Raw genomic sequence first — 16,543 nt, 5'->3', positions numbered from 1 at the left:
TTAAAAAATACGTAACTTTCGCTACATATATAATTAGACAACCGAACTATGAGAAAAGTTACATCTTTAGCATTAATTTCTTTGGGATTATTTGCTACAGGACAATCTAAACAACAAAAAATAATGAATCAAAGCCATAATACATCCAAAGTTACTAACAATTCTGTTTCGTCTCAGAATCCTTTGCTTCGTAAGAGTACTTTACAATATCAGGCGCCTGAATTTGATAAAATTAAGGACGAAAATTTCAAGCCGGCATTCGATTATGGCATTAAGGAACAATTAAAAGAAATTGATGCTATTGCTAATAACAGTGAAGCTCCAACTTTTAAAAATACAATACTGGCTTTAGAAACCAGTGGACGTGATTACGCAAGAGCTATATTAGTTTTCTCTAATCTTAATAGTGCCAACACTAACTCTACTCTACAAAAATTAGATGAAGAGTACGCTCCGATATTTGCAGCACACGCCGATAAAATTTACTTGAACACAAAGCTTTATAACAGAGTAAAAAAAGTATATGATCAGCGTAACAGTCTGAATCTGGATCCGGAAAGCCTACGTTTGGTAGAAGTATATGAACAAAAATTTGAAATTGCCGGGGCTAATCTTTCTGATGCTAAAAAACAAGAACTAAAACAAATCAACGGACAACTAGCAACACTTTCTTCTGCTTTTAACAATAAGCTTTTAGCAGCAAGAAAAGCAGGTGCTCTTATTGTATCCGATGTTAAAGAACTGGATGGTCTTTCCCAGGATGAAATTGCAGCAGCAGCTCAGGATGCTAAAAATGCAGGTCAGGACGGAAAATATCTTTTAGCATTACAAAACACGACTCAGCAACCCTTATTACAAAATCTGAAAAACAGAGCAACAAGAGAAAAATTGTTTAAAGCGGCCTGGACAAGAGCAGAAAAAGGTGATGAAAATGATACGAGAGCTACATTAGAAAAAATTGCAGCCTTGAGACTTAAAAAAGCACAATTATTAGGCAAAAAAAGTTTCTCAGAGTGGGCATTACAGGATCAGATGGCTAAAACGCCGGAAGCTGCAATGGATCTGTTAGCAAAATTAGCAGCTCCTGCTGTAAAAAAAGCAAAAGAAGAAGCTTCGGAAATACAACAACTGATTGATAAACAAAACGGAGGATTTAAACTAGAACCTTGGGACTGGAATTTCTATGCTGAGCAGGTAAGAAAAGCAAAATATGACTTGGACGAAAATCAGATCAAACCATATTTTGAGGTAACCACTGTATTAGAAAAAGGAGTTTTCTATGCAGCAGAAAAACTTTACGGATTAAAATTTAAAGAAAGAAAAGATCTTCCTGTATATCATCCGGATGTTGTAGCTTATGAAGTATTCGACAGAGACGGAAAATCTATTGCGATCTATTATTTGGATTTCTATGCACGCGATAACAAAAACGGAGGAGCATGGATGAGTAATTTTGTGGAACAGTCTCATGTATTAGGACAAAAGCCGGTTATTGTTAATGTATTCAATTACCAGAAACCTGCTCCCGGAAAATCGTCGCTTATCAGCTATGATGATGTAACAACTATGTTTCACGAGTTTGGACACAGTATCCATGGTATGTTTGCTGATCAGAAATATACAACATTATCCGGGACCAATGTACCTCGTGACTTTGTAGAATTTCCTTCTCAAATTAATGAACACTGGGCTTTGGAACCATCAGTATTAAAAAATTATGCAGTTCATTATCAGACTAAACAACCTATTCCACAGGAATTAGTAGATAAACTAAAAAAATCTAAAACCTTTAATGAAGGTTATGCTGTAACTGAATTATTAGCAGCTGCAACATTAGATATGGCTTGGCATAGCGTTACATCTGAAAGCCAATTGAAGCCTGCAAATGATTTTGAAACTGAAGCTTTAAAGAAATACGGTTTGCTAGTTAATGAAGTTCCTACGAGATATCACTCTCCATACTTTTTACACATCTGGAGTAATGGATATGCATCAGGTTACTATGCTTATATGTGGTCGGAGATGTTAGATTTCAATGCATATGACTGGATTGAAAAACATGGCGGATTAACCCGTGAAAATGGCGACCGTTTCCGTAAATATATTCTTTCCGTAGGTAATAGTGTTGATCTTAATAAAACTTTTAAGGAGTTTAATGAAAAAGCACCAACTATAGATCCTTTACTAGAAGGCAGAGGATTAAAATAAAATAAGAAAAGGCTTCCAAATTGGGAGCCTTTTTATTCTTTTCTTTATCCTTTATCACAGATTTCTATTTCAAAATCTGGATATCTGATTCTTTAATATTATAGTATTTAACTACTGCATTATAATCTTGATAGTTCACAGGTGAAGTCCCAACATTTCCTTTAGTACTTGCTTGTGCAGATGCAGACATATTACCTGGTACAATAACAGCTCTGAATCTCTGATTCTGTAAAACAGGAGCTACATAACTTTCCGGATTATCTTTATTAAAAGTACCTCCGGCAAAGAACGTTACTCCACTTAATTGAAAATTAAAATCAAAATCAATTTGTCTGCTGGTTGTTCCATCTGCACTAAATGCATAATATGTTCTTGGAATTAACTGCCAAACATTTTGCCCGTTTGAAACACTTTCCAATCTGTAAATAAATACATTATCCCCTGTTGGGATATTTTTTTGAAATGGTACAGATACCTGATATCCATTCCCTTTAGAAAAAGAAACAGTTGTCTCAGTTACCAAAGCAATTGTATCCTGATCGTTTACAACTTGCGTATCATTATTCCTGTCGCAAGAAACAGCCGTTAAAGTTGCTCCTGCTAAAAGTAGAGCCGAGATATAAGTTTTCATATTTAATATGTTTAGAATTGGATGTGAATAAACAAGTTGCATGCCATTTTTTACATTAAAATCATCTCTTTTTATTATCACTATTAAATAAATGTTAATTGAAAAAATAATACTAGATTAATAAATACATTAAATAAATCTAACAACATCTGTAAATACAAATTAATTAACTATATAAATTAGCTAATTTTTAAATAAATGAAATAATTATTGTTTTTTTCATTAATATTGTGCTGTTAATTAAATGTTAATTATAAAACCATGAAACAATTAAATGTGAAAATTCCTTTTTCAATAGGTGTTTTTTGTTTTTTGCTGGGAACTACTGGCCATGTAGAAGCTCAGAAAGCAAAGAAAGACTCATCTAAAACGAAGGAGATTCAGGAAGTTGTTGTAACAGCTCTCGGGATCAAAAGAGAACAAAGAAAATTAGGTTATGCTATCACGAAAGTGGATAGTAAAGACATTACACAAGCTGGTGTAGTTAACCCAATGGAAGCACTTCAGGGTAAGTTACCTGGTGTAGAGATTATTGCCGGCGCAGGAGGGCCACAGTCTAGTGCCAGAATTCAAATACGTGGAAATACTTCATTAGGAAAGAATAATCAGCCATTAGTAGTAGTTGATGGTGTTATTATCGACAATAGCGTTACAGGAGCTGATGAATGGGGATCTGGTTATGATTTTGGAAACGAAATGAAAAATCTGAACTCCGATGTTTTTGAATCGGTTTCTGTATTGAGAGGTGCAGCAGCTTCTGCTCTTTATGGATCTCGTGCTGCTAACGGAGTAATTGTTATTACTACTAAAAAAGGAAAAGGTAGAAATGGTATTGGTGTTAAGATTAATTCTTCCTTAACAACTCAGCATGTTTATGCCGGACCAAAATTTCAAAATGAATACGGAGCAGGTGTAGGCTCTGCATTCCAAACCGATAGCAATGGGCAACGTTTTATTGATCCAAATACTTTTTTTTACAGTTATGGACCTAAATATGATGGCCAACCTGTAAGAGATGTTGATGGGCGAACAGTTATATGGAATCCTCAACCAGATAATTATAAAAACATCTATCAGGTAGGATTTGATCGAAAAAACTCAGTAGAACTTTCAGGTGGAAATGATAAATCAACATTCCTTCTAAGTTATACTAATCAAGAGGCGGATGGTATTCTACCACGTAACAAATTCACCAGAAATGCTTATTATCTACGTGCTACTCATGAATTTAGCAAATATTTACAAGTAGATGCCAGTTTGAACTACAACAGATCTTTTGGTCAGAACCCTGTTCCACAAGGCGGTAATGAAAGTCCATTATTTAGTTATATATATGGAGTTCCTCGTAGTTTTGATGCTGCTTATTGGAGAGATAATTATTTGGATCCGGTAAATGGAGGAATAAAAAGGGATGGAGCTGACCCTTACGATATGGCAAGCAAATATTTCAATCTCTTTCAAAATACAAGAACTCAAAAAGAAAACAACTACATTGGTCGGTTAGAATTAAAATCACAATTAACAGATTGGCTAAACTTAACTGTTAGTGGTAACTTCAATAATTACAACTTCGTTAATGAGTCCAAAATATTGGGAGACAATCCAGGATTTGCTGGTGGAGGGTATAGCATTTTAGAAGGTACAAAAGAACAATATAATGTTAAGTTTTTATTCAATGGTAACTTTAAGCTTACCGAAAATCTGACATTAAATGCTTCATTAGGGGGTGAAGATTTTAGATCCAGATACAAATCCACAAGACAATGGACAAATGGAGGTCTAAATACTCCTAGATTGTTCTTAATTCAAAATTCTGTAGATCCTGCTGGTAATGAAGTTTCTTATACTGATGGTGAGCAGTCTCCGAAAAGAATTCAATCTATTTATGCATTTGCTAACTTTGCCTGGAAAAATCAACTTTTTGTAGATATCACAGGGCGTAATGACTGGTCATCGACACTAGCTTATCCTGATGGGCATGGGAAAATCAGCTATTTCTATCCATCATTTGTAGGAAACTGGAGCTTCTCCAATTCATTTAAGTTACCTGAATGGATTAGTTTTGGTAGTTTAAGAGGTAGTTTATCCTGGGTAGGTAGAGATACATCACCGTATAATACCAGTTCAGGCTTCTATTATAGACCAGACCCATCAGCATATAACTCTCCAAACGGCCCCCGTATTCCATTAGTGGGATTCAATAGTAATGCGCTTGCTAATGCTAATCTAAAAAATGAATTAACGAGATCAATCGAACTTGGATTGAATATGGCATTTTTAAATAACAGATTAGACTTTGATGTATCCTTTTATAAAACCAATACTACAAATCAATTACTAACCTTATCCTTACCTCAGGAATCAGGTGTAAGCTCACAGCAAATTAATGCCGGAAATTTACAAAACCAAGGTATTGAAGTTATCGTAAATGCTGTTCCTATTAAATCTAATAACTTTAGATGGGATACAACTCTTACATTCTCTAAAAATAAAGATAAACTTATTGATTTATATCCTGGGGTAAATGAATATGTATTAGATTGGGGAATGGGTAGAGATGTAAAAAGTGTAGCTATCCCGGGGCAACAATATGGGCAAATACAAACAAATTACGCTTATGCCAGATACCAAGCTTTAGATGCGAAAGGTAATAAAATCGATGATCCAAGAAATGGGATGAAAGTTTTAAAACCTTCGGGGTACTATCTACGCTCAAATTCTTATCAAAACCAAGGCTATGTCACTGTAGGTAATCTAACTCCGGATTTCTTAACAAGTTTTAGAAATAGTTTCAGATACAAAAATTTATCTTTAAGTGTATTGATTGATGCCAGAGTTGGAGGGGACATCCTTTCTGCAACTTATAATTATGGTGTTCAGTTTGGTAATTTACCATCTACCTTACAATACAGAGATGAGGCCAGAGGTGGAATAAAGTATACAGATGCTAATGGTATTACTCAGTATGGAATGATTCCGGACGGAGTGTATGGCCAAGATACCAAAATTAACGATAAGACGGGAACTACAAGAGATGTGAGTGGAATGACTTATAAAGAAGTATATGAAAAAGGATGGGTAGATCCTGTTCGAACAGATTTATACTATAGAAACTTAGCATCTTGGGGGAACGGAATTCGTGAGAATGCTATTTTCGAGAATACTTGGGTAGCACTACGTGAAGTAAGACTAACCTATTCATTCAAACCTGATATGATCAGACCTCTTGGATTGAATACATTAAATGCTTCAATTATAGGAAGAAACCTGGCTTACATCTATAATAAACTTCCGGATGGTATTAACCCTGAAGGAAGATATTCTAACAAAGCAGGAAACTTTGCAGAATATGGAGGTTCTCCAATGTCAAGATACATAGGATTTAATTTAGATTTTTCTTTCTAAAAACTATTTAACTTAAAATTTCAAAAATGAAAAAAATATTAATATTAGCGATATCACTTTATTTATTCAATTCTTGTACAAGTGATTATGCTGAAATAAATACAAATCCATTGGACAAAGTAACCGCTACTCCTGAGGAGCTCTTACCATTGGCCATTAAAAAAGGATACGATGCCAGTTATGAATATTATTATGACTTTTATCGCAGAATTATGCCATGGACTCAAACTTTGGTTCCTGTCACTGGTAATGTTTCTGAGTTTATGGATGATGGCTCAAACATGAATCAAAGAAGGGATGTATTTTATGGGGATCATGGAGGATTATTAACAGATATTCTTCACCAAATAGAATTAATGCCAGCAGCCCAACAAGCTAAATATGTTAACATTAAAAGTATTGCTACCATTCTAAAAGTTTATTATGCTTGGTATGTGACAGATGTAAATGGAAGTATGGCATATACAGAAGCATTTCAGGCCCGTTATGGAGGTACCTTAACTCCCAAATATGAAACCCAGGAACAATTATATGATATTTTCGATAAGCAACTAAACGATGTCTACACTGCCATAGAAGGAGCTGATCAATCCATACAAGTAAAACCTGGAAATAAAGATCTGTTTTTTGATGGTAATATAACAAAGTGGAAAAAGGTTGCCAATTCATTAAGGTTAAAAATTGCCTCAAGGTTAATGAAAAGAAATCCTGCAAAACTTACAACTATTGCTTCTCAGGTATTATCGCGAGAACAGATTAATAGTACAGATGAGGATTTTTCTCTGCGTTCTAAAAGATTTACGGAACATGGTAATTTTAATCCCGAAGGCATGTCAGCTCCAAAGCCTATGGTCGACTTCATGAATGCTAATAGTGACCCAAGAAGACCAATATTCTTTCAACAAAATGATTATTCTCAAGAAAATATTAATAAACTTGTTGCTGCCGGTAAAATGAAGGCTGCTACTGAGTCGCAAAGATATGTAGGAGGACCTACCAGCCCAGATATGGTTAGTGTTAATAAGAGTCGTTATTACACTTCCGCAAGAAGATTATTAGACGGTGTAAATTATGATACAATATCAAAGCTACAATACAGAATTTGGCAGCCAGAATACAAAATAGGTACAGGAAATGCTATATTTCCTATTCTAACCTATGCAGATTTTTCTTTATTGAAAGCTGAATTAGTGCAAAGAGGTATTATTACTGGTAATGCTCAGTCATTGTATGAACAAGGAATTAAAGCATCCATTCAGACATATAATAACATTGCTAAAGAGGCCGCAGTGGATAAATATGTTCCAACTACCGATTCAGAAATTACAGCTTATATCAATGCTTCCCAAATAAAATTTGATGCATCAAAAGCTCTTGAACAGATTATTATTCAGGAATATTTAAATTACTTCAAGCAACCTAATGAGGTTTGGGCGCTTATTAAAAGAACAGGATTACCAAATACTTCTACAGCACTTAAACTAGAAACCCTTTCTCGTGATGGTGGTATCCCATTAACTATGCCTAGAAGAATTGTGCTTCCTACTCCATCAAGAGATAACCTAAACTTCCAAAATCAACAATCAGCTCTTGATCAAATGAAACAGGATCCTGATTTTGGAGCTAGTGAAAGTGATATTCAAGGACGCATCTGGTGGGATAAGAAATAAATAGCCCCGCAATATAAACTTAGACAAATAAAAAAACGACCTGTTATCAGGTCGTTTTTTATTTATTAGTAATATAAAATTACTGTTTTTTAGCCCACCACATAGGGGTGAATACATTATCAGTACCACCTAAAAGAGATGTTGCATGTGTATATCCTTTAGGGTCAGAATTTCTAAATGCACTCGGGTATTTCAATCGCTGAGGGAAGAAATTAACCTGATTAGTCATATAGTTTCCTGAATTTAAAGCTGGTAAGTTTGGTAATGGGTTCTCAATCGCAGGATTTTCAAAGAAAGGTAATCCCAATCTTCTCTGATCATTCCATGATTCAAGCGGTAACCAAGGCATATTAGCCAGATACTTCTGAGTGATAATTTTGGTTAGTTTATCATTCTTAAATGCTCCGTTTTTATAAATCGTATTTACCGGATAATTAACATTCACCGATACCAATGTATTGGTATTCGGATCCATATACTTCATCGTATGAGTAGCTCCTGGTTCCGTAGTATGGCTATAGCTAACTGAAGTACCATCTCTGTTGTACTCTGTAGAAGCTATATATTGTCCATAGAATCCTGAAACCTCATTATAAGTAAAGCTATCCTGAATACCCTTATTATATGCTGCCTCGTCTGACATTGGTGTTGCCCAGCCTTTTAATGCTGCCTCTGCGATTAAGAAATAAGACTCCCAACTTGCAAAGAAAATTCTTGAATTAGCGCTTTTTCTATACTGACTACCTAGACCAGGAGATCTTCCTACTAAACCTCTAAGACCATTTCTTTGTCCTTTTACTCCCCAGTCTCCAATTGCAAATGCATTCCAAGTATTTACTGTACTAATTGTTTTCTTGGTTCCATCAGCAAATGTTAATTCTCCAAAATTAGTTTTTGCGTCATTGGTATAAGTAGGATATAAAGAATAGTTAGGACTATTAAAATCTCCCGGAATAAAGAATGTTTTATAAGCTCTTGGATCTATTTTATTTGGTAAACCATCCATCCAATAACCAGCTGAAGGGTCGTTGGTTTTAGATGAGAACTGCTGATCATATTTTACACCAATATAATCTTCATCTTTAATAGCGTTTTGTTTATCCGCCCCCAACTGGTCCGCAGATTTTATACCTCCTAATCCAACATACATATTATTAAGTGTAGCAGACAATAACTGAGAATTCCATTCTCTGGACATTACACCAGCTAAAGGATTCCAACCGTTATTTTCAGCGACTTTAAAATTCTGATCACTACTACTAATATACATATTGGTAGCAACAGCCGCTTCAAATTCTGATTTTGCCTTTGCCGGATCTACTTCAGACATACGCATTGCCAATCTCATTCTCATGGAATTTGCATATCTGATCCATTTATTCCAGTCATATTTATATGCCAAATCAAATTTCTCGTCCGGTTTAGGCTTATTTGCATCAATTTTTGCAGCAGCATCTTTTAATTCAGCCAACATAAAATAATAGGCATCCTTTTGCGAATTAAACTCAGGATTTTTTGACTGGAATGCTTCAATAGGTACTGCTCCATAAATATCAGACATTTCACTCATCAAATAAGCTCTCCATATTCTTGCTACCTGAATCAAATTGTCATTATATGGTGCCGCAATACCCTTTGCTGCTTTTTCATTTCCAACCTGGATCGCAGTATTAGCATTATTCAACCATTCTGAAACATATCTCCAGTATTCAGATGACCAATCATCATTATCTGTACCTCCGGCAATACCTGTAGTAAAGTGTTGTCTTGCTGCTGTTTTCCATATAAGTACAAAAGCTCTTTCGGCAATATTCGGGTCTTGTTGTGCTCCCAAAATTGAATTATGAAGAAAGAATTCAGGCTGTACCTGATTTGCATCCGGAGAATAAGGATCTACATTAATTTTATCAAAATCACTACAGTTTGTTAAAAACAATGCTGATGCAATGATTGAGGGTAATATATATTTTTTCATTTTTATTGTAATAAAGAATTAGAAGCCTAGTGTTAGGTTAAAGAAGTAAGATCTACTTGTAGGCAATGCAAAGTTTTCAAAACCAACTGCATTAGAGCTTAATGCAAAAACAGATTCTGGATCTACCCCTTTTGCTTTGCTATAAATCATCCATACATTGTTTGCAGAAACGGAAACTTTTGCGCTCTTAATTACAGAATTTTCAAACATAGATTTTGGAAAATTATACGAAACCTGTACATTTCTCAGACGTACATTGGTCGCATCATAAATATTCTGTTCTGTAACACCAAAATTAGGAGAACTAAGAGAACCTACAGCATTCCAATATCTCTGTTGCGTAGTTTCTGTAGTATTTGTTTTATAACCACTACCATCTGCTACAACACCATCTACAACAAAATTATCTCTTTTGCCTCCCGGAGCTGTAATTTCAGCTAATCCAGATCTTTGTAATGCAGCCTGAGTTCCAGAGAAGAATTTCCCACCAAATCTACCATCTATCTGGAATGACAATCCAAAGTTTTTATATGAGAAACTGTTGGTTAGTCCAACCAAAGCTCTTGGCGTTTGATCTCCTAAATAAAACATTCCTTCTTCTGCCAATGGTAGTCCGTTTCCATCTAAAATCATTTTACCATTATATTGACTATTAGGATCATTTACTCTCTTAAACTTAGATCCAAAGATAGCACCATATCTTGCACCAACCTGAGCATTAATCAATACATTGTCAAATCCTCCCAGCTTATACATCGTCAGATCCTCATACAATGCATTAACAGTATTCTTGTTTTGTGAATAATTAGCATTTAGATTCCAGGCGAAACTTCCATTGTTAATAATGTCAGAATTTACCATAATCTCAAAACCTTTATTTTGAATCTCTCCTGCATTAATTTTTCTGGAGTCGTATCCTGATAAAGGATTCATAGGTAAATTAATCAGCTGATTTTCTGATCTTGTATTATAGTAACTAAAGTCAATTGAAACTCTATTAAAAAGCTTAATATCTGCACCTACTTCAAATGTTTTTAATAATTCATTTTTCAGATTAGGATCATATAATGTTTTCTTTCTACTTGTAATAACATTACCATATGGATCTCTACCTACAACATAGGTATTATATAGTTCATAAGCTTCCAAAGAATTACCTGTAACAGCATATGAAGCTCTTACTTTTGCGAATGAAAGGATCTTTGATTTGCCTCCACCCAACTTATTAATCATATCTGTTACTACTAATGATGTACTGATAGATGGATAAAAGTAAGATCTGTTTTCAACAGTAAGTGTCGATGACCAGTCATTTCTAGCTGTTGCATTGATAAACCAGTAACCATCGTAGTTAATTTCAGCTGCAGCAAATACAGAGTTAATTTTTTTATTTAATTTGACAGGATTAATTGATGGATTCCCCTCAGCATTATTAATATCAAAGTAGTTTGGCATTGCTAATTTAGGAGCAGAAAGATAGATAGCATCTGTTTTGGTTTCCATCATTTGTCCGTAAACGGATAAACTGGCACCCCATTTCCCAACAATATTATCTTTCTTAGCAGTTAAACTTGCTATATAGTTATTCTCATAGAATTTCTCCTGACTTACGTTATAGGAGTTATTCATCTTAGATCCTGCCCATGTCTTTGATTCAGCGTTTAGAGAATAGAAGTCAGTCCCTACTCTTACGTCAGCACTTAACCAATCATTAAACTGATATTTTAAATAACCACTCATTATGAAACGGTCTTTTTTATCTTCATTCAGTCTGTTGTATGCTGACCAATAAGGGTTAACACCATTAGATGTAATCCATCTGGAATTTACACCATTCTCCATTTGGCCATCTCTGTAGCTTCTGATATCAATATTTCTTGGCATTAAAAGCACATCAGGATATAGGTTACCACCATCAGCCATACCACTTATAGGTCTGTTATTAGCTCTTGCACTAATGTATTGGAACTTAAAATCCGAAGTCCATCTTTTATTTTCACCGAAGACTGAACTTACTTTAGCCATGAAATTCCATCTTTCATATTTAGAATTTGGAATCTGGCTATTACTATTAAGGTATGTCGCAGAAGTATATAAATTTGTTCCCGGCCCTAAATTTTCCTGGAAAGTCAAACTATGTTGAACATTACTTCCAACTTTAAAAAAGTTATTAAGGTTATCATATACCTCGCCTTTTATAGGGGCTCCCCAGCTGCTGGTATCCTGACTTCCTGCAGGGTAATCACCACCATCCGTTCCTCTTCCGAAAGAGCTTTGCAAGTCAGGCTTAATAAACATACTTTCAAAGCCCATACTTGTAGAATAAGTAATTCCTACTCCTCCTTTTTTCTTACCTGTTTTCGTTGTAATTAAGATCACACCGTTACCAGCTCTTGAGCCATATAATGCAGATGCAGCACCGCCTTTTAAGACAGAGATACTCTCAATGTCTTCCGGGTTAATATCACTTAAACCATTCCCCATATCCATATCGGGAATCCACATATCATTGTTCTTATCCTGAGAATTACTTCTACTTTTATTCCCTGCAGCATTACTCATCGGAACCCCATCAACAACAATCAGTGGCTGGTTATCTCCTCTTAAGGAGTTAAATCCTCTAAGGTTAATTTTAGAAGAAGAAGCTGGCCCGTTATTACCTTTAATAATCTGAAGACCTGCTACTTTACCTACCAAAGCATTTGTAACGTTAACTTCCTTTGCATCCACTAAAGCCTGGCCTTTAACATCCTGGAATGAATAGCCTAAGGCTTTCTTTTCCTTTTTCACACCATAGGCTGTAACCACAACTTCATCAATACTGGAAGTTTTAATAGAATCTTTTTTTTGTGCGTAACTCATTACCGATGCTAGAAGCAAAGGCATTTGTAATAGCCCAAGTTTAATTACAACTTTTTTCATACAGTTATTTTAAATCAGACAAACATATAAAAAAAAGTTAATAAAAAATTAACATTACTTAAAATTCAGTTAAAAATAAGAAAGGTTATAACATTACAACAAAAAAGTCATTTTACATTAATTATATGCACAAATAATTGCAAAATACATAGTTTTTCGTATCTAAGAATTAGATATCACTAAAGAAATGATTAACCAAAAAGCATGGCTAGAATTAGATTAAAATGCTAAAATTAGTTAAAAAATTATAGTATTTCTATATACTATATAAACTTAATAGTTTTATAAACTATGAGTTATGAGTTAAGAATGAATAGCAATAAGTTCGTAAGGTTTATAGGTCTAAGAGCTATTATAACTCTGTCCCCAGTCTTATAACCTCTGTAGCCATTATAACTCTATCACATCCATAACTATTATAACCTGCATAACCAGTATAACCTCTTGGTTGTATGGGCTGGTTTAGGGATAAGTTAGGAATAGTAATATCCTAAAAACGAAAAAGCCTCTGCATGAATATGCAAAGGCTTTTCAAAAATAAAAACTGGCGGCGACCTACTCTCCCGCGTTAGCAGTACCATCGGCGCTGGTGGGCTTAACTTCTGTGTTCGGAATGGGAACAGGTGAGCCCCACCGCTATAACCACCCTAAAGTTTGTTATATATTTTTGGTTGTTCGTTATCGGTTTCTGGTTATCGGTCTTACACCTACAACTCTTATCCAATAACTACAAACCATTTTCGGTAGTTTCAACATCACAAAGGCATAACCTTTAGCGCACTCCTTAAGTATTTTTGCAAAGCTTACTTATTGCTTTTAGCTTTAAGCCTTATTAGGCTATAAATCTACGGGTAATTAGTACTACTCGGCTATGACATTACTGCCTTTACACCTATAGCCTATCAACGTCGTCATCTACAACGACCCTTAAAAGATGTCTCATCTTGAGGCGAGTTTCGCACTTATATGCTTTCAGTGCTTATCTCTTCCAAACATAGCTACTCAGCGGTGCACCTGGCGGTACAACTGATACACCAGAGGTTTGTTCAATTCGGTCCTCTCGTACTAGAATCAAGCCCTCTCAAACATCTAACGCCCGCAATAGATAGAGACCGAACTGTCTCACGACGTTCTGAACCCAGCTCGCGTGCCACTTTAATGGGCGAACAGCCCAACCCTTGGGACCTTCTCCAGCCCCAGGATGTGACGAGCCGACATCGAGGTGCCGAACCTCCCCGTCGATGTGAGCTCTTGGGGGAGACTAGCCTGTTATCCCCGGAGTACCTTTTATCCTATGAGCGATGGCCCTTCCATACGGAACCACCGGATCACTATGTCCTGCTTTCGCACCTGATCGACTTGTAGGTCTCACAGTCAAGCACCCTTATGCCATTACACTCTACGCACGGTTACCAAGCGTGCTGAGGGTACCTTTGAAAGCCTCCGTTACTCTTTTGGAGGCGACCACCCCAGTCAAACTACCCACCACGCAATGTCCTTCCGTAGAAGTTAGGCTCCAAGTAAACAAAGGGTGGTATTTCAACGTTGGCTCCACAAACACTAGCGTGCCTGCTTCACAGCCTCCCACCTATCCTACACATTGTTTACTCGAAGTCAATACGAAGTTATAGTAAAGGTTCACAGGGTCTTTTCGTCCCATTGCGGGTAATCGGCATCTTCACCGATACTACAATTTCACCGAGCTCGTGGCTGAGACAGTGCCCAGATCGTTACACCATTCGTGCAGGTCGGAACTTACCCGACAAGGAATTTCGCTACCTTAGGACCGTTATAGTTACGGCCGCCGTTTACTGGGGCTTCAGTCAATGCCTTCGAGTTACCTCTAAGCACCTTCCTTAACCTTCCAGCACCGGGCAGGTGTCAGACCCTATACAGCATCTTTCGATTTAGCAGAGTCCTGTGTTTTTGATAAACAGTCGCCTGGGCCTCTTCACTGCGGCCTCCCCGGAGGGAGGCGTCTCTTCTTCCGAAGTTACGAGACTATTTTGCCTAGTTCCTTAGCCACGACTCACTCGAGCACCTTAGGATTCTCTCCTCGACTACCTGTGTCGGTTTTGGTACGGGCAGTATATTTCGCTTTTCTTGGAAGCGGGTCCCCAGGATTATCAGCGCATCCGAAGATTTGCTGTACTATCGTAACCTCGCAGTTACTTCAACGTACTATTCCGTCAGTACGCACCTAGTTTCCAACTCCGTCACTTTTATTAATATACTGGTACGGGAATATTAACCCGTTGTCCATCCACTACGCCTGTCGGCTTCGCGTTAGGCCCCGACTAACCCTCAGCTGATTAGCATGGCTGAGGAAACCTTAGTCTTTCGGTGAGGGGGTTTCTCGCCCCCTTTATCGTTACTTATGCCTACATTTTCTTTTCTATCCGCTCCACAATACCTCACAGTACTGCTTCGGCGCAAATAGAATGCTCCCCTACCCAGTATTAAATACTGCCATAGCTTCGGTAATATGCTTATGCCCGATTATTATCCATGCCGGACCGCTCGACTAGTGAGCTGTTACGCACTCTTTAAATGAATGGCTGCTTCCAAGCCAACATCCTAGCTGTCAATGCAGTCCAACCGCGTTCTTTCAACTTAGCATATATTTAGGGACCTTAGCTGTTGGTCTGGGTTCTTTCCCTCTCGGACATGGACCTTAGCACCCATGCCCTCACTGCCGACAATCATTTATTAGCATTCGGAGTTTGTCAGGAATTGGTAGGCGATGAAACCCCCGCATCCAATCAGTAGCTCTACCTCTAATAAACTATATCGACGCTGCACCTAAATGCATTTCGGGGAGTACGAGCTATCTCCCAGTTTGATTGGCCTTTCACCCCTACCCACAGGTCATCCGAAGACTTTTCAACGTCAACCGGTTCGGTCCTCCACTTTGTGTTACCAAAGCTTCAACCTGCCCATGGGTAGATCACAAGGTTTCGCGTCTAATCCCACTAACTAAGCGCCCTATTCAGACTCGCTTTCGCTACGGCTCCGGACCTTAAGTCCTTAACCTCGCTAGTAAGATTAACTCGTAGGCTCATTATGCAAAAGGCACGCCGTCACAGCATATAGCTGCTCCGACCGCTTGTAGGCGTACGGTTTCAGGTTCTATTTCACCCTTCTATTCGAAGTGCTTTTCACCTTTCCTTCACAGTACTTGTTCACTATCGGTCTTTCAGGAGTATTTAGCCTTGGAGGATGGTCCCCCCATATTCAGACAGGATTTCACGTGTCCCGCCCTACTCATTTATCATCTATGTATGCCTTTCATATACGGGGCTATCACCCTCTATGGCCACACTTTCCAGTGTGTTCTATTAAACATATAAAGACTTTTGGGCTAATCCGCTTTCGCTCGCCACTACTTACGGAATCTCTTCGATTTCTTTTCCTCCGGGTACTTAGATGTTTCAGTTCTCCGGGTTTGCTTCTCGTCCGAAGACGAGATGACATATCTTCAATATGCCGGGTTGCCCCATTCGGACATCTGCGGATCAACTCGTGTGTGCCAATCCCCGCAGCTTTTCGCAGCTTACCACGTCCTTCTTCGCCTCTGAAAGCCTAGGCATCCGCCATACGCCCTTAACGATTTCTTTCCTAATTTTATTTTACTCTGCACTCAAGGAGTGCTCGGTTATCTCTTTGTGATGTCAATTTTACCGTTAATGTCAATGATCTTTAATTCTTTCTGTCTTCCTGATAAACGAATAT

6 protein-coding genes and 2 rRNA genes are annotated in these 16,543 nt (G+C 37.2%); 3 read left to right on the top strand and 5 right to left on the bottom strand.

Annotated elements, in window-relative coordinates; genetic code table 11:
- The first annotated feature begins 48 nt into the window (after positions 1-48).
- The gene (dcp, locus tag AYC65_RS00230) at positions 49-2,208 is read left to right on the top strand and encodes a peptidyl-dipeptidase Dcp (protein ID WP_034866653.1); all 2,160 of its coding nucleotides are present in this window, start codon (positions 49-51) and stop codon (positions 2,206-2,208) included.
- Positions 2,209-2,272: 64 nt separating this feature from the next.
- Here the strand turns inward: dcp and AYC65_RS00225 are convergent, their stop codons facing one another.
- Positions 2,273-2,839: a hypothetical protein gene (locus AYC65_RS00225; RefSeq protein ID WP_034866687.1), complete on the bottom strand. Its 567-nt coding sequence runs from the start codon at positions 2,837-2,839 to the stop codon at positions 2,273-2,275.
- A gap of 261 nt (positions 2,840-3,100) precedes the next feature.
- Between AYC65_RS00225 and AYC65_RS00220 the strand changes: the two genes are divergently transcribed.
- Together AYC65_RS00220 and AYC65_RS00215 are read left to right on the top strand one after the other, a co-directional pair.
- Positions 3,101-6,244, top strand: coding sequence for a SusC/RagA family TonB-linked outer membrane protein (locus tag AYC65_RS00220; RefSeq protein ID WP_034866655.1), 3,144 nt, complete (start codon positions 3,101-3,103; stop codon positions 6,242-6,244).
- Positions 6,245-6,270: 26 nt separating this feature from the next.
- Positions 6,271-7,914, top strand: coding sequence for a SusD/RagB family nutrient-binding outer membrane lipoprotein (locus tag AYC65_RS00215; RefSeq protein ID WP_034866657.1), 1,644 nt, complete (start codon positions 6,271-6,273; stop codon positions 7,912-7,914).
- Between the two features lie 79 nt (positions 7,915-7,993).
- Here AYC65_RS00215 and AYC65_RS00210 read toward each other — a convergent pair whose 3' ends face one another.
- The 4 genes from AYC65_RS00210 to AYC65_RS00195 form a co-directional block, all read right to left on the bottom strand.
- Positions 7,994-9,889: a SusD/RagB family nutrient-binding outer membrane lipoprotein gene (locus AYC65_RS00210; protein ID WP_034866658.1), complete on the bottom strand. Its 1,896-nt coding sequence runs from the start codon at positions 9,887-9,889 to the stop codon at positions 7,994-7,996.
- An 18-nt stretch (positions 9,890-9,907) separates the two neighbouring features.
- Positions 9,908-12,811: a SusC/RagA family TonB-linked outer membrane protein gene (locus AYC65_RS00205; protein WP_034866661.1), complete on the bottom strand. Its 2,904-nt coding sequence runs from the start codon at positions 12,809-12,811 to the stop codon at positions 9,908-9,910.
- Between the two features lie 542 nt (positions 12,812-13,353).
- A 5S ribosomal RNA gene (gene rrf / locus AYC65_RS00200) occupies positions 13,354-13,461 on the bottom strand.
- Between the two features lie 185 nt (positions 13,462-13,646).
- Positions 13,647-16,428: ribosomal RNA gene (locus tag AYC65_RS00195) — 23S ribosomal RNA — on the bottom strand.
- Between the last annotated feature and the right edge of the window lie 115 nt (positions 16,429-16,543).

The organism is Elizabethkingia bruuniana (assembly GCF_002024805.1).
In the GTDB taxonomy this organism is placed as follows: domain Bacteria; phylum Bacteroidota; class Bacteroidia; order Flavobacteriales; family Weeksellaceae; genus Elizabethkingia; species Elizabethkingia bruuniana.
The sequence above is the reverse complement of the archived record's forward strand: the minus strand, read 5'-3'. Positions and strand labels throughout refer to the sequence as shown.